The sequence below is a fragment of the Streptomyces sp. NPDC007808 genome, assembly GCF_042868655.1.
GTDB lineage: Bacteria > Actinomycetota > Actinomycetes > Streptomycetales > Streptomycetaceae > Streptomyces.
Genome location: NZ_JBIAEQ010000005.1, coordinates 679064 through 700961, shown reverse-complemented (window position 1 = coordinate 700961; position 21898 = coordinate 679064). Strand labels below are relative to the sequence as shown.

The window sequence follows — 21898 nt, the reverse complement described above, 5'->3', positions numbered from 1 at the left end:
GAGGCGTACAAGCAGCTCGCCGCCCAGTGCGACTACCCGCTGCACCTCGGCGTGACGGAGGCGGGCCCGGCGTTCCAGGGCACGATCAAGTCGGCCGTGGCCTTCGGCGCCCTGCTCTCCCAGGGCATCGGCGACACGATCCGGGTCTCGCTGAGCGCGCCGCCCGCCGAGGAGGTCAAGGTCGGCATCCAGATCCTGGAGTCCCTGAACCTCAAGCAGCGCGGCCTGGAGATCGTCTCCTGCCCGTCCTGCGGCCGCGCCCAGGTCGACGTCTACAAGCTGGCCGAAGAGGTCACGGCCGGCCTCACCGGCATGGAGGTGCCGCTGCGCGTCGCCGTCATGGGATGTGTGGTGAACGGCCCCGGGGAGGCGCGGGAGGCGGATCTGGGGGTCGCCTCCGGCAACGGCAAGGGCCAGATCTTCGTCAAGGGCGAGGTGATCAAGACCGTGCCCGAGTCGAAGATCGTGGAGACCCTGATCGAGGAGGCGATGAAGATCGCCGAGCGGATGGAGCAGGGCGGCGCGGCCACGGGCGCCTCCATCGTCACGGGGAAACCAGAAGTGACTGTGAGCTGAAGCAAGGCACGGACCGAGAGGGGGCCCGAGCGTGACGATTCTGGAGAACATCCGGGGACCACGTGACCTGAAGGCGCTGTCCGAGGCGGAACTCGGTGAGCTGTCCGACGAGATCAGGGAGTTCCTGGTGCACGCGGTCGCCAGGACCGGCGGACATCTCGGGCCCAACCTGGGGGTGGTGGAACTGTCCATCGCCCTCCACCGGGTCTTCGAGTCGCCGGTCGACCGCATCGTCTGGGACACCGGACACCAGAGCTACGTGCACAAACTGCTGACAGGACGCCAGGACTTCTCCAAGCTGCGCGGCAAGGGCGGCCTGTCCGGCTACCCCTCCCGCGAGGAGTCCGAGCACGACATCGTCGAGAACAGCCACGCCTCCACCGCGCTCGGCTGGGCCGACGGACTCGCCAAGGCCCGTCAGGTGCAGGGGGAGAAGGGCCATGTCGTCGCGGTGATCGGCGACGGGGCGCTGACCGGTGGCATGGCCTGGGAGGCGCTGAACAACATCGCGGCCGCCAAGGACCGGCCGCTGATCATCGTCGTCAACGACAACGAACGCTCCTACGCCCCGACCATCGGTGGCCTCGCCAACCACCTGGCCACCCTGCGTACGACCGACGGCTACGAGAAGGTCCTGGCCTGGGGCAAGGACGTCCTGCTGCGCACCCCGCTCGTGGGCCACACGCTCTACGAGTCCCTGCACGGCGCGAAGAAGGGCTTCAAGGACGCCTTCGCCCCGCAGGGCATGTTCGAGGACCTGGGTCTGAAGTACGTCGGCCCCATCGACGGGCACGACATCGGGGCCGTCGAGTCGGCGCTGCGCAGGGCCAAGCGCTTCCACGGGCCCGTGCTGGTCCACTGCCTCACCGAGAAGGGGCGCGGCTACGAACCCGCTCTCGCCCACGAGGAGGACCACTTCCACACCGTCGGTGTGATGGACCCGCTGACCTGCGAGCCGCTGGCGCCGTCCAACGGGCCGTCCTGGACGTCGGTCTTCGGCGACGAGATCGTGCGGATCGGCGAGGAGCGGGAGGACGTCGTGGCGATCACGGCGGCCATGCTGCACCCGGTCGGGCTCGGCAAGTTCGCGGAGCGGTTCCCGGACCGGGTGTGGGACGTGGGGATCGCCGAGCAGCACGCGGCCGTGTCGGCGGCGGGGCTCGCGACGGGCGGGCTGCATCCGGTCGTCGCCGTGTACGCCACCTTCCTCAACCGGGCCTTCGACCAGCTCCTCATGGACGTCGCGCTGCACCGGTGCGGGGTGACGTTCGTACTGGACCGGGCCGGCGTCACGGGCGTCGACGGGGCCTCCCACAACGGCATGTGGGACATGTCCGTCCTCCAGGTCGTGCCCGGCCTCAGGATCGCCGCGCCGCGCGACGCCGACCAGCTGCGGGCGCAGCTGCGGGAGGCGGTGGCCGTCGACGACGCCCCGACGCTGGTGCGGTTCCCGAAGGAGTCCGTGGGGCCGTCGATCCCGGCGGTGGACCGGGTGGGCGGCCTGGACGTGCTGCACCGGTCCGGGCGCGAGCCGGACGTCCTCCTCGTCGCCGTCGGCGTGATGGCCCCGGTGTGCCTCCAGGCGGCCGAGCTGCTCCAGGCGCGCGGCATCACGTGCACCGTCGTCGACCCGCGCTGGGTGAAGCCCGTGGATCCGGCGCTCGTGCCCCTCGCCGCGCAGCACCGGATCGTGGCGGTCGTCGAGGACAACAGCCGCTCGGCGGGAGTCGGCGCCGCCGTGGCACTGGCACTGGGCGACGCCGACGTCGACGTACCCGTACGGCGCTTCGGCATCCCGGAGCAGTTCCTCGCGCACGCCAAGCGGGGCGAGGTGCTCGCCGACATCGGGCTCACGCCCGTCGAGGTCGCCGGACGGATCAGCGCGAGCCTGGCCCTCAAGGAGGCCGAGAACGGCCCGGCCGGCACCGAGCAGGCCGACGTCGGCCGGGACGGTCGTAACGCCGTGCCAGTCAAGGAGAATCCTGCATGACCACCGAGTTCGACCTCGGCAGACTCCTCGCCGAGCGCGGAGCCGAGCGCTACGAGCTGCACGGCGAGTACCTGAACCACCAGCTCCCGCGCATGCTGCGCACCATCGGCTTCGACAAGGTCTACGAGCGGGCCGAAGGCGCCTACTTCTGGGACGCGGACGGCGACGACTACCTGGACATGCTCGCCGGGTTCGGGGTGATGGGCCTGGGGCGCCACCACCCCGTCGTCCGCAAGGCGCTGCACGACGTCCTCGACGCCTGCCTGGCCGACCTCACCCGTTTCGACTGCCAGCCGCTGCCCGGGCTGCTGGCCGAGCGGCTGCTCGCGCACAGCCCGCACCTGGACCGGGTGTTCTTCGGCAACAGCGGGACGGAGGCGGTGGAGACCGCGCTGAAGTTCGCGCGGTTCGTCACCGGGAGGCCGCGGATCCTGTACTGCGAGCACGCCTTCCACGGGCTGACCACCGGCGCGCTGTCCGTGAACGGCGAGTCGGGCTTCCGGGACGGCTTCGCCCCGCTGCTGCCCGACACGGCCGTACCGCTCGGTGATCTCGACGCGCTGGCACGGGAGTTGCGCGGCGGTGACGTCGCCGCCCTGATCGTCGAACCCATCCAGGGCAAGGGCGTTCACGAGGCCCCGCCCGGCTATCTGCGGGGCGCCCAGGAGCTGTTGCACCGGCACAAGGCACTGCTCATCGCGGACGAGGTGCAGACCGGGCTCGGCAGGACCGGCGACTTCTACGCCTACCAGCACGAGGAGGGGGTCGAGCCGGACCTGGTGTGCGTGGCCAAGGCGTTGTCCGGGGGCTACGTGCCGGTGGGCGCCACGCTCGGCAAGGACTGGATCTTCAAGAAGGTCTACTCGTCCATGGACCGGGTGCTGGTCCACTCGGCGAGCTTCGGATCCAACGCGCAGGCCATGGCGGCCGGGCTCGCCGTCCTGTCCGTCCTGGAGAACGAGCAGATCGTCGCGAACGCGCGGGCTACCGGGGAGCTGCTCAAGTCCCGGCTCTCGGCACTCACCGGCAAGTACGAGCTGCTCGCCGACGTCCGCGGGCGGGGGCTGATGATCGGCATCGAGTTCGGCCGTCCCGACTCGCTGAAGCTCCGCAGCCGCTGGGCCATGCTGCAGGCCGCCCGCAAGGGCCTGTTCGCGCAGATGGTGGTGGTGCCGCTGCTGCGCCGGCACCGGATCCTCACCCAGGTCTCCGGGGACCACCTGGAGGTGATCAAGCTCATTCCACCGCTCATCATCGGCGAGCGCGAGGTTGACCGGTTCGTGGACGCCTTCACGGACGTGATGGACGATGCGCACAGCGGTGGCGGGCTGATGTGGGACTTCGGCAAGACGCTGATCAAGCAGGCGGTGGCCAACCGCTGAGGTCGACTCCGGGCTTTTGCCTCTGAGGCAATGAATTTGCCGCAGAGGCAAGCCTCCGGCTGAATGGAGAGCATGAGCTCTCCCGACCTCGCGCCCGAGGGCGAAACACCGGGCTCCGCCGACACCCTGCCGGCCGTCGCCCCCCGGTTGCGGGCCCTGCGCCGCCGAGCGGCGCTCACATTGGAGTCCGCCGCCCGCGCCGCCGGGCTCTCACCCGCCCACCTCTCCCGTCTGGAGACCGGGCAGCGCCAGCCGTCCCTGCCGATGCTGCTCGCGCTCGCGCGCATCTACGGTACGACCGTCTCCGAACTGCTCGGTGAGACGGTCGCCGACCGGGACGCGGTCGTGCGCGCCACCGACATGGAGCCGAGCGCGGCCGGAGGCTGGACGTACTGGCAGGCGGGCGCCGCCGGGCGCGGGATGCAGGCGCTGCGCGTCCATGTGCCCTACGGCTCTCAGGGCGACATCGTGCGTGTGCACCCCGGTGAGGAGTGGCTCTACGTCCTCAAGGGGCGGCTGCGGCTGCGCCTCGGGGACGCCACGCACCGGCTCGCGCCCGGTGACAGCGCCCACTTCGACTCGCTCACCCCGCACCGCATCGCCGCCCAGGACGAGGGCGGTGTCGAGCTGCTGTTCGTCCACACCCTGCTGCAGAGCCCCACGGCCACGCTGTGCCTGGGCCACACCCCCGGAGAGACGTCATGAGCGACATGGAGGAGAAGTTCCCACGCGGTCTGTGGGTGCGGCTCATCATCTACATCGCGGTGGGGCACGTCTTCGCCGCCTTCATCTACTTCCTGTTCGAAGCGGGCGCGAAGTAGTGCACACGGGACGGCCGGGTGTCAGTCGAGCAGCCGCTCCCGCAGCCGCTCCCGGGTCTGCGGGGTGAGCCGCAGCCCCTGCTCCAGGTAGGTGTCGACGGTGCCCCACGTCCCCTCGATCGTCTCGAAGGCCGCCGTCAGGTACTCGGCGCGCGCGTCGAACAGCGGGCTGAGCAACTCCATCACCTCGGGGGAGTAGGCCGAGGCGGCACTGCTGCTGCGGTGCACCTTGTAGCGGCGGTGCTTGGCGTTGGACTCCAGGTAGTCGGCGAGGATCGCGTCGCGCTCGACGCCGAGGGCGAGCAGCGTCACGGCGATGGACAGGCCGGCGCGGTCCTTGCCTGCGGCGCAGTGCATGAGGGCGGGGACGCTGTCCTCGGCGAGCGCGTGCAGCACCTGGGAGTGCTCGCCGGTGCGCTCCGTGATGATCATGCGGTACGAGGCGATCATCCGGTTCGCGGCCTTGCCGTCCGCGAGGATCTCCCGCAACTGGTCGAGGTCACCGTCACGGACCATCTTCCAGAACTCCGCGCCGTCCGCCGGGTCGCTCAGCGGCAGGTTCACATTGCGCACGCCGGGCAGCTCGACGTCCGGGCCCTCCAGCTTCTGGTCGGCCGCGTTGCGGAAGTCGAAGATCGTGTGCAGGCCCAGGGCGCCGAGGAAAGCGGCGTCGTCCTCGGTCGCGTGTGCCAGGTGACCACTGCGGAACAGCACGCCGTGGCGCACCCGTCGTCCGTCCACCGTCGGCAGTCCGCCCACATCGCGGAAATTGCGGACGCCGGCCAGTTCGGGCTCGGTCGACGGGATCTGCTGCGTCACGGGGGCTCCCTCCCAGTCGGCCCCGGCGGCGCGGCTCGACGATGCGGCCGGCGGGGTGCGCTCTCGACGATACGACATCGGTTCCTGAGGCAATGAGTTGTCCACAGGCGTTGCCTCGGGGTGCCCGGAGCCTTGATGATGTTGGTACTTGATGGCAGCTGTTCGAATCTGTGTGGGGAGCTCGATGCTGGAGATCTCAGCCAACGGCCGCACGTGGCTCCTGACCGGGCCGACCAGCGGATACGCCCTGCATCTGACCGACGGCGACGAGCTCCTGCACCTCCACTGGGGGCCCCGGATCGCGCTGGCCGACGCCGAGGCCCTCGCGGTGAGTCCGCTGCCGGAATACCGGCCTTTCGAGTCCCCGCTCGACGGACGCGAGGAGTACCCGGTCGAGGGTGGCCCCCGCTTCGTACGGCCGGCCCTGTCCGTGCGCACGGACGAGCGGCGCGGCACCGAATGGGGTTTCGAGCGGTACGACATCGACGGCGACGAGCTGCGGTTGCGCTTCCTCGACGGGGGTCTGCGCATCACCCTGCACTACCGGATGCGTGACGACGTCGTGGAACGCTGGGTGACCCTGGACAACGAGGGGCCGGCCCTGGAACTGCTGCGCGCCGACTCGGCCACCTGGACGCTGCCGGACCGGGACGAGTGGCGGCTGTCCCAGCTGCACGGCCGCTGGGGCGCCGAGTCCAGGCTCGTGAGATCGCCCCTCACCTACGGTGAGAAGGTCCTCGGCAGCCGCCGCGGGCACACCGGACACCAGCATCTGCCATGGGTCGCGCTCGACACGGACGCCACCGAGGAAACCGGCGAGGTCTATGGCTGCGCCCTCGGCTGGTCCGGGTCCTGGCGCATCGCCGTCGCCCAACTCCCGGACGCGCGCGTGCAGATCACCGGCGGCGCCGGACATGACGACTCCGGACTGCTGCGGCTGGGGCCGGGGGAGTCCTTCACGACACCCGTCTTCGCCGGGCTGTGGAGCGGGGGCGGCTTCGGCGCAGCGAGCCGGGCCTGGCACGCGTACCAGCGCGCGTACGTCATCCCGGACGCCGACCAGGACCGGCCGGTGCTGTTCAACTCCTGGGAGGCGACGGAGTTCGACATCTCCGAGGAGCAGCAGAGCGTGCTCGCGCGGCGGGCCGCGGCCATCGGAGTCGAGCTGTTCGTGGTCGACGACGGCTGGTTCGGGGCACGTACCAGTGACCGCGCCGGGCTCGGCGACTGGGTGCCGAACCCCGACCGCTTCCCGTCCGGGCTCAAGCCGCTCGCGGAGTACGTGCACGAGCTCGGCATGCAGTTCGGCATCTGGGTGGAGCCGGAAATGGTCAATCCAGACAGTGAGTTGTATCGCGCCCATCCATCATGGATTCAATATGAAGCGGGACGAAAGCGGACGGAATTCCGCGATCAGCTCGTACTGAACCTCGCCCGCGAGGACGTGCAGGAATACCTGTGGGAGCGACTCGACGGGCTCCTGTCCAGCGCCCCGATCGACTACGTGAAGTGGGACTTCAACCGCTGCTTCACCGATGCCGGCTGGCCCGGGGAGTCCTACCCGCAACGGCTGTGGGTCGACCATGTGCGGGCTCTGTACGGGCTGCTGGACCGGCTGCGGGCCGCCCACCCGGGCGTCGCCTTCGAGTCCTGCTCAGGTGGGGGCGGGCGGATCGACCTGGGGGTGCTGGGCCGTACGGACCAGGTGTGGACCTCGGACAACACCGACCCGCTCGACCGGCTGGCCGTCCAGCACGGCTTCAGTCAGGTCCACCCCGCCCGTGCCATGGCCGCCTGGGTCACCGACAGCCCCAACGCCATGCTCAATCATCGTGCGAGCTCCCTGCGCTTCCGTTTCGTGAGCGCCATGGCCGGGGTGCTCGGGGTCGGCGGTGACCTCGCCCGCTGGAGCGAGGAGGAACTCGCCGAAGCGCGGGAGTGGGTGGCGCTCTACAAGGAGATCAGGCCCGTGGTGCAGCACGGTGACCTCTACCGGCTGCGGCCTCCGAACGGTGGGCTGAGCGCGGTGCAGTACGTGCGCGGAGGCGACGCGGTCGTCCTCGCCTGGCTCCAGGCGCAGCGGTTCGGTGAGCCCGTCCCGGCGCTGCGCCTGCGTGCGCTCGACCCGACAGCATCGTATGAATGCCTTGAAACGGGCGAAACACACAGAGGTGCCGTAATGCTGCATCACGGACTTAAGACCGGATTGTGCGGCGACCTCGATGCGACGGTTATCCGGCTGCGCCGCATCTAGGGGATCTGTCCGAATTCGACTCCTTCATTCCAACTCGCTCCGCAGCGAAGGAAGCTGGAGCAGTGTCACGTGAGCAGCGTCATATTCGTGACGGTGCGTCGCTCGTCATGTTCACGTAATCCATATGTGTTTCAAGGGGCTTTGTGCCGGGAGGCGCCCCGATAATCAACGCAGGGTGACCGGTAATTCCCACAAGGGATCAACAGGAACGCATTCGGACGGAACCCCTCACTTGTTCCCGCGCGTCTTCCTCGCTTACGTTCGCCACCCATCCGGACGGACGCCGAATCCTGCCGCCGACCGGATTCCGCGCTAACTCACCCGTGTACGGCAGGAGCGGGGGACCCACAGGTACAACCGCCTGTTCCGGTCTCCGGAACGGCTTGGGGTCAAGTCGCGTCCCGACGCGGCCGGGCATCTCCAGCCCGCACCCGACAGCTCACCTCGCAGGCGCCGGAGAGGAATTCGCCATGCCCGCGAAGGGTAAGCACCGCCGTCCGAAGTCCCCGCGCTTCACCCGCTCCATCGCCGTCGCCGGAACCGGTGGCGCCGCTCTCGCTCTCCCGCTCATCGGTGCCACCGGCGCCCACGCCGCTCCTTCGCAGTCCGTTTCGGAAAAGGCCGTTCAGGCCCTTCCGGTCGCCGGACAGAAAGCCGCCGAGAAGAAGGAAGCGGCGAAGAAGGCGGATGTGCGGACCTATTCCGTGAAGGTCGGCGACTACCTTTCGAAGATCGCCGACGAGCAGAACGTCGAGGGCGGCTGGAAGAAGCTCTACGCCGACAACCGTGCGGCCGTCGGTGACGACCCGGCGCTGATCCACCCCGGTCTGAAGCTCACCCTCGGTGGCAAGGCCGCGCCGAGCGCCCCCAAGCCGTCGGCGCCGTCCTCCGACTCGACCGCTTCCAAGTCGTCCAAGTCGTCCAAGCCGTCCAAGTCGTCCCAGTCCTCGAAGGCCACCGCGTCGAAGGCGACCACGGCAGCGCAGAGCGCCGACACCGCCGGCGTCACCAATGGCTTCACGGCCCCCGTGGCCGGTGCCGCCGTCGGCACCGCCTACAAGGTCGCGGGCAGCATGTGGTCCAGCGGCTACCACACCGGCGTCGACTTCGTCGTCCCGACCGGTACCTCGCTGAAGGCCGTGGGCGCCGGCACGGTCGTCTCCGCCGGCTGGGCCGGCGCGTACGGCAACCAGGTCGTCATCCAGCTCGCCGACGGCCGCTACGCCCAGTACGCCCACCTGTCGTCCCTCTCGGTGTCGAGCGGCCAGTCCGTCACCGCGGGCCAGCAGGTCGGCCTCTCCGGCTCGACCGGCAACTCGACCGGCCCGCACCTGCACTTCGAGATCCGCACCACCCCGGACTACGGCTCCGACCTCGACCCGGTCGCCTACCTCCGTTCGAAGGGCGTCGCCATCGGCTGACGGTCGTCCTGCCGACGCCGCCTGCTTGACGCACATGCCTGACACACCTGCCTGACACGCAGCCGAAGGCCGGACCTCGATCGCGGGGTCCGGCCTTCGGCGTGTCCGCGGGGAGGGCGGCTCGCTGCGCCCGCAACGCACCTGACCAAAGGGTTATTCCGGGTTTGGCGAACACTTGGTAAGTGGCCTATCTCACCGCTCGTCAACCCTGCCCTACGGTCGCGTAGGTCACATTCGAAGGTGAATCATGTGCCGATGTGGCAGACGATTCGAAGAGTGACAGCAGATCAGTGATCGGGTCGTACGTCGCGGTGGGGGACAGCTTCACCGAGGGCGTCGGCGACCCCGGCCCCGACGGGGCGTTCGTCGGCTGGGCCGACCGGTTCGCGGTCCTCCTCGCGGACCGACGGCCCGAGGGCGACTTCGACTACACCAACCTCGCCGTGCGCGGCAAACTGCTCGACCAGATCGTGGCGGACCAGCTCCCGCAGGCCATCGAAATGGCCCCGGACCTGGTCTCCTTCTGCGCGGGCGGCAACGACATCATCCGGCCCGGCACCGACCCCGACGAGGTCGCCGAGCGGTTCGAGCGGGCCGTCGCCCGGTTGACCTCCGCGGTCGGCACCGTCATGGTGACGACCGGATTCGACACCCGTGGCGTGCCCGTGCTGAAGCATCTGCGCGGCAAGATCGCCACGTACAACGGCCATGTGCGGGCCATCGCCGACCGGTACGGCTGTCCGGTGCTCGACCTGTGGTCCCTGAAGACCGTTCAGGACCGGCGCGCCTGGGACCACGACCGGCTCCACCTGTCCCCGGAAGGGCACACGCGCGTGGCATTGCGCGCGGGCCAGGTCCTCGGCCTCGATGTGCCGGCCGACCCCGATCAGCCCTGGCCGCCGCTCCCGCCGCGCGGCACCCTGGAGATCCGGCGGGACGACGTCCAGTGGGCGCGCGAATTCCTGGTGCCCTGGATCGGGCGGCGACTGCGCGGAGAGTCCTCGGGTGACCATGTGACGGCCAAGGGCGCACTGTCGCCGGACGACATCAAGATGCGGATCGACGCGGTGGCTTGACACGGTGACTTGAGTCGGCGCTTCGGCGATGTGGGCCGCGCCCGGTTCCAGGGGCGCGGCCCGCACGGCCGCCGGCGCCGACCGGTCGGCGGGAGGTCGGCCGCCTCACCGCGTCGCCGCCGCCAACGCCTCCCGCTCCAGCCCCAGTTCCCGGGCCAGCGCCTCGTCCACCCAGTCCCGGGCACGCGCGCGTGACACCGCGCCGGAGTACGACGTCAACTGCACGGCGAGCCCATCGAGAAGCGCCGTGAGGCGCAGAGCCGTACCGGTGGGGTCCGGGCAGTCGAACTCACCCGCGGCCACGCCCTGCGCGAGCACCTCGGTGAGGGCGGCCTTCCACTGCCGGTCGAGGTCCCGTGTGACCTCCTGCAGCGCGGGCTCGCGCAACGCCGCGGCCCAGCCCTCGATCCACAGCCGCCAGCCCTTGGCCTGGCCGGTCGGCGCGTACCAGCGCACGGCGGCCCGCAACCGTCGCAACGCCGTCGTACGACGGCCGAGGATCTTCCGCAGACGGGTCAGATCACCCTCGGCGGCGTACGAGAACGCGGCGGCGACGAGCTTCTCCTTGGTGTCGAAGTGGTAGAGCACCAGGGCGTTGCTCACCCCGAGCGCCGAGGCCACGTCGGCGATCCTGACCGCCGTAACGCCCCGCGCCTCTATCTGCTCGACGGCGGCCCGCAGCAACTCCTCACGCCGCTCCGCCACGCTCAACCGCACTCTTGCCACGCCGTCACCCTAAAGCCTCGGCACCCGCCGGCCTCGGGCCGCGTCCCGGTGAGGACACGCCGTTCGCGCTCAGTCGTGCCAACCGAACCGGTCGGAGATCACCGCCAGCCGGTCCGCCGCGATGGTGTGCGCGGCGCACCGGGGTGTCGTGCCGTCGGCCTCGGCGCGGGCCAGGGTGAGATCGGTGAGGGCGCGCATCGAGCGCCGTGTGTGGGCGAACGCTGCGTCCGCGTCCGCGTCGAGGTCGCCGAACAACGTCCACCACCACCAGGCGTTCGTGGCCGAGTTGACCACCACGTCCGGCAACACGGTCACGCCCCGCGTGGCCAGCAGCTCCTCCGCTTCGGGCCGTACGGGCATGTTGGCCGCCTCGGCGATCCAGCGGGCGGTGATCCGGCCCTGGTTCGTGACGTCGATCGCGTACGACACGGCAGCTGGCACCAGCACCTCCGCCTCGGCGGACAGCCACGCTTCGCCGGGTAGCTCGCGGTCGCCGGGGCGCAGCGCGGCGCGGTCCACGGTGCCGTACGCGTCCCGTGCCGCGAGCAGGGCCTCGATGTCGAGCCCCGCCGGGTTGGCGATCGTGCCCTTGATGTCGGCGACCGCCACGACGGTGAGTCCCGCACGCGTGAGGAAACGCGCCGTGGCACCGCCCATGGTGCCGAACCCCTGCACGGCCACGCGGGTCCGCCAGTACGGCACATCGGCCCGGTCCAGCGCCGCGAGCACCGACTCGGCGACTCCGCAGCCGCCGACCAGCTCGTCGAGCCCTATGCCGTCCACCTCGACCGCGAAGGCGTCCGCGATCCGCCGACGGGCGTCGGCCTCGTCGTCGAGCAGCGGATACACGGCCTGGACGGAGGAGACGAGGCCCGCCTCGCCGGCCGCCCGGTCGACCACGTCCTGGGTGAGGCCGAGGTCCTCGCCCGTGGTCCAGCAGCTCTCGATGTACGGCCGCATGGTCCGCAGGTAGCGCACCAGCAGGCCGTACGCCTCCGGGTCCCGCGGGTCGCAGTCGATGCCGCCCTTGGCGCCGCCCAGGGGGATGTAGCGGGCTTCCGGGTCGTAGTGCAGGGCTTCCTTCATGCTCATCCCGCGCGCCAGCCCGGCGACCTCGTCCAGCGTGCAACCCGGGCGCATCCGCAGCCCGCCGCTGGCCACGCCGCGCACCAGCCGGTCGACGACCAGAAAGCCCTGACGGCCGGTGACGTGGTCGGTCCAGGTGAGCGACAGCAAGGGGGTGGTCATGGGGTCTCCGGGGAGGGGCGGGCCGCGTGCCGCGCGCGGATACTGAACGACGGGTCAGTATTGGAGTGGGGGCGGGGACATGTCAATGCGGAGTGGCTCTCGGAGCGGGTCGCACGGCCGGGGCAGCGGCCGGGGAGCCGTTCTCCGGGCCCATCCGGGGATGTCGGAGTGGCCGACCATAATGGAAGCCTCACCGACTCCACCTGGAGGTACCGTGGCCGGTTTCCGTTTCCCGAGCTCCGGGCTCCGCGCCCTGCGGCCCGAAGCCTTCGGCGTGGATCCGAGCGGTGAGCGCATGGCGCGCATCCAGAGATCGCCGCACTTCAGGGACGGGGTCTTCCAGAACCCCGGAGGCGCCGCCCGAACCCGGCCGTCCGGGTCGATGGTGGAGTTCGCCAAGGTCTTCTTCGACAAGGACACCCGCCCCCGCCGCGCTCCCGAAGGCACGGTGCCGGTGCACTCCACCACCTACGCCGACCTGGCCAAGCCGCCTTCGGGCGGACTGCGCCTGACCTGGATGGGGCACTCCAGCGTCCTCGCGGAGATCGACGGCCACCGGGTCCTCTTCGATCCGGTGTGGGGAGAGCGCTGCTCGCCGTTCCCCTTCGCCGGGCCCAAGCGGCTGCATCCGGTGCCGCTGCCCCTCGCCGCGCTCGGGCCCGTCGATGTCGTCGTCATCTCGCACGACCACTACGACCACCTGGACATGCCGACGATCAAGGCGCTGGCCGGCACGGACACCCTCTTCGCGGTGCCTCTCGGGGTCGGCGGCCATCTCGAACACTGGGGCGTGTCCGCAGACCGGCTGCGCGAGCTGGACTGGCACGAGACCACGAAGGTCGGCGGCCTCACGCTGACCGCCACCCCGGCCCGCCACTTCTGCGGGCGCGGTCTGCGCAACACACAGCACACGCTCTGGGCGTCCTGGGTCGTCGCCTCGGACGAGCACCGGATCTACCACAGCGGTGACACCGGCTACTTCGAGGGTTTCAAGGACATCGGCTCCGACCACGGCCCGTTCGACGCCACGATGATCCAGGTCGGGGCCTACTCGGACTTCTGGCCCGACATCCACATGACGCCGGACGAGGGCGTCCGGGCCCACCTCGACCTGCAGGGCGGGGACCCGACCGCGGGCATCATGCTGCCGATCCACTGGGGGACCTTCAACCTGGCGCCGCATCCGTGGGCGGAGCCGGGGGAGTGGATGATGCGGGCCACGCACAAGGCCGGGGTCACGATGGCGGCTCCCCGCTGCGGTGAGCCTTTCGAGCCGGCCACCGTGCCGCCCGTCACCCCGTGGTGGCGCGAGGTGACCGAGGCACCCGCCGAGGGGTGGCCGGTGTGGCCGCCGGTGGTCGCGGGGCCGGACAGCCCGGTGGTGGCGGCGCCGGACAGCCCGGTGGTGGCGGGGCCGGACAGTCCGGCGGTGGTGTAGGGCCCCTGTGATGTGCCGCGGCGGACGAGTCGGTCACGTGGGGCCGCACGAGCCTGTCGGTCCGAAGTCGCACGAGCGCGTCGGCCAGGGGAAGTTCGACCGGAGCGGGGCGCGTTCGTCGGATTCGTGCGCCCGTCTTCGACGGCTCACGCCGGGAGCGTAGGGGCGCCAGGAGGCGCACGATCGGCGGGGCGCGCCGATACGTGCCGTGACGTGCCGGGGGTCGGTGCCTTCGGCCGGTAGGTGCGGAAACGTCACGGCCGGGGCGTTCGTGAGCGGGGGATCCGTAGGTCGGTGAGCTGTGGCACGGATGATGTGCCCCGCCGCCGACTTTCCTTCGTGACCACTTCTGACCAGGTCCGATCGTTCCCGTCCCTCGTGTTGAACCATGAGGAGACGGCTTATCGGTCTGTCGTACGAGACCTCATACCAGAGCGGGACGCTGCCTGCCGGACTTTGTCAACTGCCCACCGCACATGATGCGAAGGCGACTACTGTCAGTGTCCGTCGGGCGACACGGAGCCGAACTTGTCGGCTGCGTCGACCGACATCGCGATGGCGCATGCCCCGGGCCGTGCAGACCGTGCGCATCCCCAGGCCCCGACCGACGGACCAGTACGAGGACCCCGATGTCTCAACTCCGCGCCCCGGCCGCACGCGCAGACCGCCGTGAGGGCGGGCGGCACGGGCGCCCGGCCCCCCGCACCGCACCCGCTCTGCCCGAGACCCACATACGTCACCAGTTGATGCGTCTGGCCGTCCTGCCGCCCATCGCCGTGGCACTCAGCGCCTGCGCGGCCGTCCTGTTCCTCGCGCGCACCACCGGAGTCCGGCCGAGCCTCACCCTGTGGGGCGTGCTCGCGGGCGCGGTCTCGGTGGCCCTCGCGGGCATCCTGATCGCCGCGGTTGCCGCCGACCGCACCGCGAAGTCCGTGAGCGACCGCCTCGGCGCGCTGCGCCGCAGCAGTGCCCGCGGCGAGGCAGATCTGCGGTCGCTAGTGGAGGCCCTGCGACGCGGCGACGGTGCGCCGAAGCGCAAGACGCGCACCGGTCCACCGGACGGCGCCGACGACTTCGAGCTGCTGGCCGCCGACATCGCCCGCGCCCACGACGGGGCCGTCACCGCCGTCGTCCAGGCCTCTCAGCTCTCCAGCCAGGCCGGCAGCGAGCAGAAGCTGGAGGTCTTCGTCAACCTCGCCCGGCGCCTTCAGTCGCTCGTGCACCGGGAGATCTCCATCCTCGACGATCTGGAGAACGAGATCGAGGACCCGGATCTGCTCAAGGGCCTCTTCCACGTGGACCACCTCGCCACCCGCATCCGTCGCCACGCCGAGAACCTCGCCGTCCTCGGCGGGGCCGTCTCCCGTCGGCAGTGGAGCAACCCGGTCTCCATGACCGAGGTGCTGCGTTCGGCGATCGCCGAGGTCGAGCAGTACTCCCGGGTGAAGCTGGTGCCGCCCATCGACGGCACCCTGCGTGGACACGCCGTCGCCGACGTGATCCACCTGCTGGCCGAACTCGTCGAGAACGCCACGGTGTTCTCCGCCCCCCACACCCAAGTGCTGCTCCGGGCCAACCTGGTGACCTCGGGGCTCGCCGTGGAGGTGGAGGACCGCGGGCTCGGCATGCCCGTCGGCGAACAGAACCGTATGAACGCCCTGCTCACCGACCCCGACCAGGTCAACGTCGCCAGCTTGCTGGCGGACGGGCGCATCGGGCTGTTCGTCGTGTCGCAGCTGGCCAAGAGGCATGGCATCCATGTCCGTCTGCAGAGCAACATCTACGGCGGCGTCCAAGCCGTACTCGTCGTGCCACAGGCGTTGTTGGGCACCGAACCCGAGGGACGCGGAGGCGTCGCGCGGGTGTCGGAGCCGCAGGGCTCGCACACTCCCGCAGGGGGTACGGCCGTACCGCCGCAGGCCCCGGCGCCCGCCACGTCGCAGGGGCGCGCACAGCAGGCGCCGGTGCCTCAGCAGCAGCGGCATACGGGCTCGGGAGCACCGGCGGCCGGGCAGCGGGGGGCGGGCGAGGCGACGCCGGGGACACCGCGTCAGCCGCAGCCGCAGCCGCAGGCCGGCAGGGGTGCTGCCCCGAGGGCGGACGGCAGTGGGCCGGCACCGCTCCCCGTGCGGGGCGCACACGCAGAGCGGGCCAATCCGGCGGAAGCGGTTCCCGGCATCAAGCCCGACGAACGCCGGCTCCTCGACGAGAACACCGTCGCTCCGCCCACCCCGCGCATCGCCACCGTCCGCGGCACCATGGACAAGCCTCAACTGCCGCGCCGCCGGGCCCAGGAGCACATCGCCCCTCAGTTGCGTGAGGCTCCCGCGCCTCGTCAGGAGCCCGACCATCTGGCCGGGCACGACCCGGGGTTGATGGCGGCCTTCCAGCGGGGCATCGGGCTCGCCGAGACGCAGCAGCACATGGAGGCGTCCCATATGGAGGCGGCGCATATGGATGCCGGCCACATGGATGTCCAGCCCTTGGATGTCGGGCACATGGAGACGTCGCACATGGAGACCCCGCACATGGATGCCGGGCACAGCGACACGGGGAGCTGGGAAGCGGCGCCCACGGACGCCGAGCACACGGGCGGCGGCCACATGGGCCCAGGCCACATGGAGGACACCGCCACGGAGCTGGGGCTGAAGGACCCCTGGCGGATCGACCCGGGGCACGTGGATCTCGGGCACGGAAACCTCGGGCACGGAAACCTCGGAGACCACGGGCGAGGCGGACACATGGGCGCGAGCCACATGGATGTCCCGCACACACCGTCCAGCCGCACGACACACATGGCGTCCGATCACATGGCGTCCGAGCACATGGTGTCCAGCGACACGGCCTCAGGCCACACGCCGCCCCACCTCATCGGCCTCGGCCACCTGGACACGGGCCACCCCCACTCGCCGCACACCACCGCCGGCACCGCCACCACCCCGACACCCACCCACCAGGCCCTCCTCACCCACCAGGCCGACCCCACCTACGCACCCTTGCGGCACACGACCCCCGAAACCGCATCACCCACCCCGGAGCCGACCCGACAGGACCCCACGTCCTTCGAGCCTCTCCGCCTTGAGTCCCTGCACCAGACACCTGTCCGTCCGGAGCCGATGAGCCCGGACACAGGTCGCCCGCAGACCGACCACCTGCGCCCGACCCCACTGGATGGCCCCCACACAGATGTGACCCCCATGACCACCGGGTCGCACATGGATGGATCACCCATGGACCGGCCCCACAGCACCGAGACGCACTCCGGGTTCGCGCCCGGCGCCGACCACACCACCCGGCACGACGGGAGCGCGCCAGCCGGATGACCACGCCCCTGACCAGCCTGAAGTCCGCCTGGGCGGCAACCCCCACCCCCAGCGCTCCCGCAGACATTCGTATTTCAAGGAGTCGATCCATCATGGCGAGCGAAGCGCCGACCGCTCATGTGTCCGATCTCGACTGGCTGATGAGTGGCCTAGTGCAGCGTGTACCGCACACCACCAGCGCGGTGCTCCTCTCCTGCGACGGACTGGTGAAGTCGGTTCACGGTCTCGACCCGGACAGCGCAGACCACATGGCAGCCCTGGCCTCCGGCCTGTACTCCCTCGGCCGCAGTGCCGGACTCCGCTTCGGTGACGGCGGGGACGTACGGCAGGTCGTCGTCGAACTCGACTCGACGCTGCTCTTCGTGACCACCGCCGGATCCGGCACCTGCCTCGCCGTGCTGGCCGGCCGCGAGGCCGACGCGGCGGTGCTGGGCTACGAGATGGCGATGCTGGTCAAGAGCGTCCGCCCGTACCTGATCACCGCGCCCCGGCAGCACTCCGTCGCCGTCGAACCCTCGGCGATGAGGCCTTGAACGTGACGGCGGCCGGCGACGGGCCCTGGCTCGACGACGCGGCCGGACGGCTCGTGCGACCTTTCACGGTCAGCAACGGCCGTACCCGGCCCACCGTCGCGCTCGACCTGATGTCGCAGGTGATGGCCACCGGGGCGCCCCCCCTCGGCTACCTCGGCCCCGAGCACGAGCAGGCGCTCGACCTGTGCCGCGCCCCCGTCTCGGTCGCCGAGGTCGCCGCCCACCTGAAGCTGCCGGCGGCGGTCACCAAGGTGCTGCTGTCGGACCTCGTCGACGGCGGGGCGCTCACCACCAAGCCCCCCGAGTTCCACCACAACCCGACTGACCGGGCTCTTCTGGAGGCAGTGCTCGATGGACTACGACGACAGCTCTGACCCCTTCCCCACCGCACTGAAGATCTTGGTGGCGGGAGGGTTCGGGGTAGGCAAGACGACCTTCGTCGGCGCGGTGAGCGAGATCGCGCCGCTCAGCACCGAGGAACTGCTCACCACGGTCAGCGCCGCGACCGACAACCTGGAGGGTATCGAGAACAAGGTCGAGACGACCGTGGCCATGGACTTCGGCCGCATCACGCTCGATCCGGAACACGTGCTCTATCTGTTCGGCACACCAGGCCAGGAACGGTTCTGGTTCATGTGGGACGAACTCTCCGAGGGTGCGCTCGGCGCGGTCATCCTCGCGGACACCCGGCGCCTGGAGGAGTGCTTCGCCGCCGTCGACTTCTTCGAGCAGCGGGGCCTCGGCTTCATCGTCGCCGTCAACGAGTTCGACGGGTCCCACCGGTACGACCCGGAGGAGGTCCGCGCCGCCATCGACCTCGATCCGCAGATCCCCATCGTCCGCTGCGACGCCCGGATCTCCAGCTCCGGTGTCCAGACCCTGCTGACCCTCGTCCGGCATCTCATCGCCCACACGCCGGCACCCGCGCCGAGCCACGGCGCCCACATGTGACACCCGCACACACCAGGACGGAACCGCATATGACCCACGCCTACAGCGACGGAATCCGCCCATGAGCTACGGCCCACCCCGCCCGGTTGCTCGTCTGCTGCTCACCCCCGAGGACAAGGAGGCCCCCGCCCGCGCCCGTCGGCTGCTCGGACTGGGTCTGGGAGAACATCCGGACCCCGCCCTCGACGCCTTCGCGGACCGCCTCGCCGAAGTCACCGCCGCGCCTTACGCCATGGTCAACTTCGTCGGCGAGAACCGGCAGTTCTTCGCCGGTCTGCACGCGCGGCGGCCCCTCGTGTCCCTGGAGCAGACCGACGACACCAAGCCGGAGCTGGGCCGCCATATGGAACGCGACCATGGGTTCTGCCCCCATGTGGTCGTCCGACACAAGGCGTTGGTCCTGGAGGATGTGCGGGACTATCCCCGGTTCGCGGGCAACCCGATCGTCGACGAGTACGGCATCCGTTCCTATCTGGGCGCCCCGCTGATCGACTCCACCGGGATGGCGCTGGGCACGGTCTGCGTCGTCGACGTGGAGCCGCGGCCGTGGGGGAGGGCGGGGCTGGAGACGATCAAGGCGTCCGCGTCGGAACTGGCGATGCGGCTGGAACGACGGGCGGTGGACGGGCTTCCGCTGTGAGCGCACCTCCCTGCCCCGGGGAGTCCACCAGCGGTCTGCACCAGCGGTCCGCACCAGCGGTCTGCGTCTCGATGTCGCGCCGGTCCACGGGGGCGTCGGCGAGTTCCTGCGCCTCGTCCGCGAGGGAGGGCGTACCGGCGCACCGGCGCACCGACACCGCCCGGGAAGCGGCTCCGCCGGATCCGGAGCTGATCGCGTACGTCGAGGGCCGGCGGCGCGGGTGAGGGAAGGCGGGACACCGGGACGGGAGAGGCCGCAGGGGAGGGCGTGAAGGAAAGCTGTGGCGCCGCTTAAGAAATCCTCGATGGACCGGAGCACCGGCGTACGGCAGATTGCTACGCGATTCCACTCCTCTCCCCGGCCACGGGCTCGTTCGGCATGCCCGAGGGCGGGACTCACCCTCGGGAGCCGTAGTGAAGGCGCTGGTCAAGGAGAAGGCGGAGCCGGGGCTGTGGCTCGCGGACGTCCCGGAACCGGCCGTAGGGCCCGGAGACGTACTGATCAAGGTGCTGCGCACCGGCATCTGCGGCACCGATCTGCACATCCGGTCCTGGGACGGCTGGGCGCAGCAGGCGATCCGCACACCGCTCGTGGTCGGGCACGAGTTCGTCGGTGAGGTCGTCGAGACGGGCCGTGACGTCACCGACATCAAGCCCGGGGACCGGGTCAGCGGCGAGGGGCACCTGGTGTGCGGCAAGTGCCGCAACTGCCTGGCCGGCCGCCGGCACCTGTGCCGTGCCACGGTCGGCCTCGGCGTCGGCAGGGACGGTGCCTTCGCCGAGTACGTCGCCCTGCCCGCCGCCAACGTGTGGGTCCACCGGGTACCCGTCGACCTCGATGTCGCCGCGATCTTCGACCCGTTCGGCAACGCCGTGCACACCGCGCTGTCGTTCCCGCTGGTCGGCGAGGACGTGCTGATCACCGGGGCCGGTCCGATCGGCCTGATGGCGGCGGCCGTGGCCCGGCACGCGGGCGCGCGCAACGTCGTCATCACCGACGTCAGTGAGGAACGGCTGCAACTGGCCCGCAAGATCGGCGTGAGCCTCGCCCTGAACGTGTCCGAGTCGAGCATCGTCGACGGACAGCGCGAGCTCGGCCTGCGTGAGGGCTTCGACATCGGACTGGAGATGTCCGGCCGCCCCGAGGCCATGCGCGACATGATCGCCAACATGACGCACGGTGGCCGTATCGCCATGCTCGGCCTGCCGGCGCAGGAGTTCCCGGTCGACTGGGCCCGGATCGTCACCTCGATGATCACCATCAAGGGCATCTACGGCCGCGAGATGTTCGAGACCTGGTACGCGATGTCCGTGCTGCTGGAGGGCGGGCTCGACCTCGCCCCCGTGATCACCGGCCGGTACGGCTACCGCGACTTCGAGGCGGCGTTCGCCGACGCGGCGAGCGGCCGCGGTGGCAAGGTCATCCTCGACTGGACCGCATAGGCGCCTCGCGCAAGCCGACCGTGTAACCCACTCTGCCTTTCTGGGAGCTCTGAATGTTCGACTCCGTGCGCGACGACCTGCGCGCCACCCTCGACGAGATCCGCGCCGCCGGTCTGCACAAGCCCGAGCGCGTGATCGACACCCCGCAGTCCGCGACCGTGAACGTCAGCGCGGGCGGCCGCCCCGGCGAGGTCCTCAACTTCTGCGCGAACAACTACCTCGGCCTCGCCGACCACCCCGAGGTGATCGCCGCCGCCCACGAGGCCCTCGACCGCTGGGGCTACGGCATGGCGTCGGTGCGCTTCATCTGCGGCACGCAGGAGGTGCACAAGGAACTGGAGGCCCGGCTCTCCGCGTTCCTCGGCCAGGAGGACACGATCCTGTACTCCTCCTGCTTCGACGCCAACGGCGGCGTCTTCGAGACGCTCCTCGGCCCTGAGGACGCGGTGATCTCCGACGCCCTGAACCATGCGTCGATCATCGACGGCATCCGACTGTCCAAGGCCCGCCGCTTCCGGTACGCCAACCGTGATCTGGCCGACCTCGAAAAGCAGTTGAAGGACGCGGCCGACGCCCGGCGCCGGCTGATCGTCACCGACGGCGTGTTCTCCATGGACGGATATGTGGCCCCGCTGCGCGAGATCTGCGACCTCGCCGACCGCTACGACGCCATGGTCATGGTCGACGACTCGCACGCCGTCGGTTTCGTCGGCCCCGGCGGTCGCGGCACCCCCGAGCTGCACGGTGTCATGGACCGCGTCGACATCATCACCGGCACCCTGGGCAAGGCCCTCGGCGGCGCGTCCGGCGGTTATGTGGCGGCCCGCGCCGAGATCGTCGCCCTGCTGCGCCAGCGCTCCCGGCCGTACCTGTTCTCGAACACCTTGGCCCCGGTGATCGCGGCGGCCTCCCTCAAGGTCCTCGACCTGCTGGAGTCGGCGGACGACCTGCGGGTGCGGCTGGCCGAGAACACCGCGCTGTTCCGTCGCCGGATGACACAGGAGGGCTTCGAGATCCTCCCCGGCGACCACGCCATCGCACCCGTGATGATCGGCGACGCGGCGAAGGCGGGCCGGCTCGCGGAGCTGCTCCTGGAGCGGGGCGTGTACGTGATCGGCTTCTCGTACCCGGTGGTGCCGCAGGGCCAGGCCCGCATCCGGGTGCAGCTGTCCGCCGCGCACTCGACGGACGACGTGAACCGTGCCGTCGACGCCTTCGTGGCGGCCAGAGCGGAACTGGCAGGCTGAGCCCCGGCCAC

At 70.5% G+C, this 21898-nt stretch carries 18 protein-coding genes, 1 pseudogene and 1 riboswitch; of the genes and pseudogenes, 16 read left to right on the top strand and 3 right to left on the bottom strand.

All coding sequences use genetic code 11. The features are described from left to right. The 5 genes from ACFYNL_RS22390 to ACFYNL_RS22370 all read left to right on the top strand — a co-directional run. Window positions 1–576: flavodoxin-dependent (E)-4-hydroxy-3-methylbut-2-enyl-diphosphate synthase (locus tag ACFYNL_RS22390; RefSeq protein ID WP_388806214.1), on the top strand; the 576-nt coding region annotated here is incomplete at its 5' end. 31 nt (window positions 577–607) lie between these two features. Further along, window positions 608–2566, top strand: coding sequence for a 1-deoxy-D-xylulose-5-phosphate synthase (gene dxs / locus ACFYNL_RS22385; RefSeq protein WP_388806212.1), 1959 nt, complete (start codon window positions 608–610; stop codon window positions 2564–2566). Continuing rightward, entirely contained in the window at window positions 2563–3948 is a 1386-nt protein-coding gene (locus ACFYNL_RS22380) for an aspartate aminotransferase family protein (protein ID WP_388806210.1), read from the top strand. Before dxs ends, ACFYNL_RS22380 begins: the two co-directional genes overlap by 4 nt. A 72-nt stretch (window positions 3949–4020) precedes the next feature. Continuing rightward, a complete protein-coding gene (locus tag ACFYNL_RS22375) occupies window positions 4021–4653 on the top strand; it encodes a helix-turn-helix domain-containing protein (protein ID WP_388806208.1) in 633 nt (210 codons plus the stop codon). Beyond that, entirely contained in the window at window positions 4650–4769 is a 120-nt protein-coding gene (locus ACFYNL_RS22370) for a DUF6126 family protein (protein ID WP_019759758.1), read from the top strand. Before ACFYNL_RS22375 ends, ACFYNL_RS22370 begins: the two co-directional genes overlap by 4 nt. Before the next feature lie 21 nt (window positions 4770–4790). On the opposite strand, the gene ACFYNL_RS22365 is transcribed toward ACFYNL_RS22370, so the two are convergent. Continuing rightward, window positions 4791–5588: a tyrosine-protein phosphatase gene (locus tag ACFYNL_RS22365; protein WP_388806206.1), complete on the bottom strand. Its 798-nt coding sequence runs from the start codon at window positions 5586–5588 to the stop codon at window positions 4791–4793. Window positions 5589–5772: 184 nt separating this feature from the next. On the opposite strand from ACFYNL_RS22365, the gene ACFYNL_RS22360 reads away from it, so the two are divergent. The 3 genes from ACFYNL_RS22360 (at window position 5773) to ACFYNL_RS22350 (ending at window position 10339) form a co-directional block, all read left to right on the top strand. After that, window positions 5773–7842, top strand: coding sequence for an alpha-galactosidase (locus tag ACFYNL_RS22360; protein WP_388806204.1), 2070 nt, complete (start codon window positions 5773–5775; stop codon window positions 7840–7842). Between the two features lie 300 nt (window positions 7843–8142). Beyond that, a riboswitch (cyclic di-AMP (ydaO/yuaA leader) is annotated at window positions 8143–8308 on the top strand. Window positions 8309–8312: 4 nt separating this feature from the next. Next, the gene (locus tag ACFYNL_RS22355; RefSeq protein WP_388806202.1) at window positions 8313–9263 is read left to right on the top strand and encodes a peptidoglycan DD-metalloendopeptidase family protein; all 951 of its coding nucleotides are present in this window, start codon (window positions 8313–8315) and stop codon (window positions 9261–9263) included. A 290-nt stretch (window positions 9264–9553) separates the two neighbouring features. Continuing rightward, window positions 9554–10339 (top strand): SGNH/GDSL hydrolase family protein, encoded by a 786-nt coding sequence (locus ACFYNL_RS22350; RefSeq protein WP_388806271.1) that lies wholly within the window; start codon window positions 9554–9556, stop codon window positions 10337–10339. 105 nt (window positions 10340–10444) lie between these two features. Here the strand turns inward: ACFYNL_RS22350 and ACFYNL_RS22345 are convergent, their stop codons facing one another. After that, window positions 10445–11065 (bottom strand): TetR/AcrR family transcriptional regulator, encoded by a 621-nt coding sequence (locus ACFYNL_RS22345; protein ID WP_388806200.1) that lies wholly within the window; start codon window positions 11063–11065, stop codon window positions 10445–10447. 69 nt (window positions 11066–11134) lie between these two features. Further along, a complete protein-coding gene (locus ACFYNL_RS22340; protein ID WP_388806199.1) occupies window positions 11135–12313 on the bottom strand; it encodes a Glu/Leu/Phe/Val dehydrogenase dimerization domain-containing protein in 1179 nt (392 codons plus the stop codon). 214 nt (window positions 12314–12527) lie between these two features. Between ACFYNL_RS22340 and ACFYNL_RS22335 the strand changes: the two genes are divergently transcribed. The 8 genes and pseudogenes from ACFYNL_RS22335 to ACFYNL_RS22300 all read left to right on the top strand — a co-directional run bounded on the left by ACFYNL_RS22335 (window position 12528) and on the right by ACFYNL_RS22300 (window position 21887). Beyond that, window positions 12528–13751 carry an MBL fold metallo-hydrolase gene (locus ACFYNL_RS22335; RefSeq protein WP_388806197.1) on the top strand — a complete coding sequence of 408 codons (1224 nt, stop codon included), beginning with the start codon at window positions 12528–12530 and terminating at the stop codon, window positions 13749–13751. A 629-nt stretch (window positions 13752–14380) separates the two neighbouring features. Further along, window positions 14381–16216: pseudogene (locus ACFYNL_RS22330) on the top strand (sensor histidine kinase); the annotation flags it as partial. A 950-nt stretch (window positions 16217–17166) separates the two neighbouring features. Continuing rightward, window positions 17167–17607, top strand: coding sequence for a roadblock/LC7 domain-containing protein (locus tag ACFYNL_RS22325; RefSeq protein ID WP_388806195.1), 441 nt, complete (start codon window positions 17167–17169; stop codon window positions 17605–17607). Window positions 17608–17609: 2 nt separating this feature from the next. Further along, window positions 17610–17981 carry a DUF742 domain-containing protein gene (locus ACFYNL_RS22320; protein ID WP_388806193.1) on the top strand — a complete coding sequence of 124 codons (372 nt, stop codon included), beginning with the start codon at window positions 17610–17612 and terminating at the stop codon, window positions 17979–17981. After that, a complete protein-coding gene (locus ACFYNL_RS22315; RefSeq protein ID WP_388806191.1) occupies window positions 17959–18558 on the top strand; it encodes an ATP/GTP-binding protein in 600 nt (199 codons plus the stop codon). Before ACFYNL_RS22320 ends, ACFYNL_RS22315 begins: the two co-directional genes overlap by 23 nt. 61 nt (window positions 18559–18619) lie before the next feature. Next, window positions 18620–19198 carry a GAF domain-containing protein gene (locus ACFYNL_RS22310; protein WP_388806189.1) on the top strand — a complete coding sequence of 193 codons (579 nt, stop codon included), beginning with the start codon at window positions 18620–18622 and terminating at the stop codon, window positions 19196–19198. 413 nt (window positions 19199–19611) lie between these two features. Next, window positions 19612–20640 (top strand): L-threonine 3-dehydrogenase, encoded by a 1029-nt coding sequence (tdh, locus tag ACFYNL_RS22305; RefSeq protein ID WP_388806188.1) that lies wholly within the window; start codon window positions 19612–19614, stop codon window positions 20638–20640. A gap of 53 nt (window positions 20641–20693) precedes the next feature. Continuing rightward, a complete protein-coding gene (locus tag ACFYNL_RS22300; protein ID WP_388806186.1) occupies window positions 20694–21887 on the top strand; it encodes a glycine C-acetyltransferase in 1194 nt (397 codons plus the stop codon). The last annotated feature ends 11 nt before the right edge of the window (window positions 21888–21898 follow it).

Excerpts from the sequence above, each read along its gene's own strand:
- ACFYNL_RS22380 (WP_388806210.1), top strand. The coding sequence starts at position 2,563 with ATGACCACCGAGTTCGACCTCGGCAGACTCCTCGCCGAGCGCGGAGCC.
- ACFYNL_RS22375 (WP_388806208.1), top strand. The coding sequence starts at position 4,021 with ATGAGCTCTCCCGACCTCGCGCCCGAGGGCGAAACACCGGGCTCCGCC.
- ACFYNL_RS22370 (WP_019759758.1), top strand. The coding sequence starts at position 4,650 with ATGAGCGACATGGAGGAGAAGTTCCCACGCGGTCTGTGGGTGCGGCTC.
- ACFYNL_RS22360 (WP_388806204.1), top strand. The coding sequence starts at position 5,773 with ATGCTGGAGATCTCAGCCAACGGCCGCACGTGGCTCCTGACCGGGCCG.
- ACFYNL_RS22355 (WP_388806202.1), top strand. The coding sequence starts at position 8,313 with ATGCCCGCGAAGGGTAAGCACCGCCGTCCGAAGTCCCCGCGCTTCACC.
- ACFYNL_RS22340 (WP_388806199.1), bottom strand. The coding sequence starts at position 12,313 with ATGACCACCCCCTTGCTGTCGCTCACCTGGACCGACCACGTCACCGGC.
- ACFYNL_RS22325 (WP_388806195.1), top strand. The coding sequence starts at position 17,167 with ATGGCGAGCGAAGCGCCGACCGCTCATGTGTCCGATCTCGACTGGCTG.
- ACFYNL_RS22315 (WP_388806191.1), top strand. The coding sequence starts at position 17,959 with ATGGACTACGACGACAGCTCTGACCCCTTCCCCACCGCACTGAAGATC.
- ACFYNL_RS22310 (WP_388806189.1), top strand. The coding sequence starts at position 18,620 with ATGAGCTACGGCCCACCCCGCCCGGTTGCTCGTCTGCTGCTCACCCCC.
- ACFYNL_RS22300 (WP_388806186.1), top strand. The coding sequence starts at position 20,694 with ATGTTCGACTCCGTGCGCGACGACCTGCGCGCCACCCTCGACGAGATC.